This window comes from Neorhizobium huautlense (assembly GCF_030811685.1).
Classification (GTDB): Bacteria; Pseudomonadota; Alphaproteobacteria; order Rhizobiales; family Rhizobiaceae; genus Neorhizobium; species Neorhizobium huautlense_A.
Genome location: NZ_JAUSRF010000010.1, coordinates 1 through 937 on the forward strand (window position 1 = coordinate 1; position 937 = coordinate 937).

Annotated in this window: 1 protein-coding gene; it reads right to left on the minus strand. The window is 56.5% G+C overall.

The genetic code is table 11. The annotated features are described in order from the left end of the window. Positions 1-125 precede the first annotated feature (125 nt). Positions 126-857 (minus strand): thioesterase II family protein, encoded by a 732-nt coding sequence (locus J2T09_RS15515; protein ID WP_306836224.1) that lies wholly within the window; start codon positions 855-857, stop codon positions 126-128. Between the last annotated feature and the right edge of the window lie 80 nt (positions 858-937).

Consider the following 937-nt stretch of genomic DNA (forward strand, 5'->3'; position numbering starts at 1 on the left):
TGCGAGATGCCCCTCGGTCTCATCCGTGAAATGAACACGAATGCATTGGATCGACAATCGAGCGACATGGTCTGCGGCCTTCACCGCATGCTTACAAAGAACGACCCAATCCGCAAAATATACCGTTATGGCCGGACTGCTTCGTGAAATGACGCGAAGTCCGCAAGCTGAGTGGACACGATCCTCGTGACATCCCCGCCATGGCTTTGCAGAAAAAAATGACCGCCGCTGATGAGATGTCGGCTGGAACCGGCAGACGTCTGGCGGGACCAGTGCCATACGCTCTCCGGACGTACCAGAGTGTCACTGCGCCCGGCAAACAGCGTCATCGGCATCGGCAACTGAGATGGATCCGGTCGGTGAATATAGGTCTGGCATAACTTCAGGTCGGCTCTCAATGTCGGCCCGATCAATTGGACGAGTTCCGGATGATCAGCTAACCGAAGAGCTGGACCACCAAACTGTCGGACGCGAGACAAAAAGATCGTTTCATCCGCGTTATGGAAGGCGGGCTCGGTGGCCGCGACATCAGGTGCGCGGTGCGCCGAAAGAAAGAGCCGAAACGGCAGCGGCATGTTGCGCCGGCGCATGGCCCGGCTGATTTCATAGCATAACAGGGCACCCATGCTGTGCCCGAAAAAAGCATAGGGTTTATCCAGATAACCTGCCAGAACATCCGAAAGGATTTCGGCTGCATCATGCGCGTTATCGAAGGCGGCCTCGTTTAAACGGGCCATTCTGCCGGGTAACTGGATCGGACAGACCTCGACCGATTCCGGCAGCAATGCATGCCAATCGCGATAAAGAAGCGCGTTACCGCCCGCGAATGGCAAGCAGAAGAGGCGCAGCTTCGCCAACGGGCGCGATCTTCTGAAGGGAAACCACGTCTGCTCGAAACTTCCAGCGATGGCTTTACCGATTTCCACAGCGAGATCGA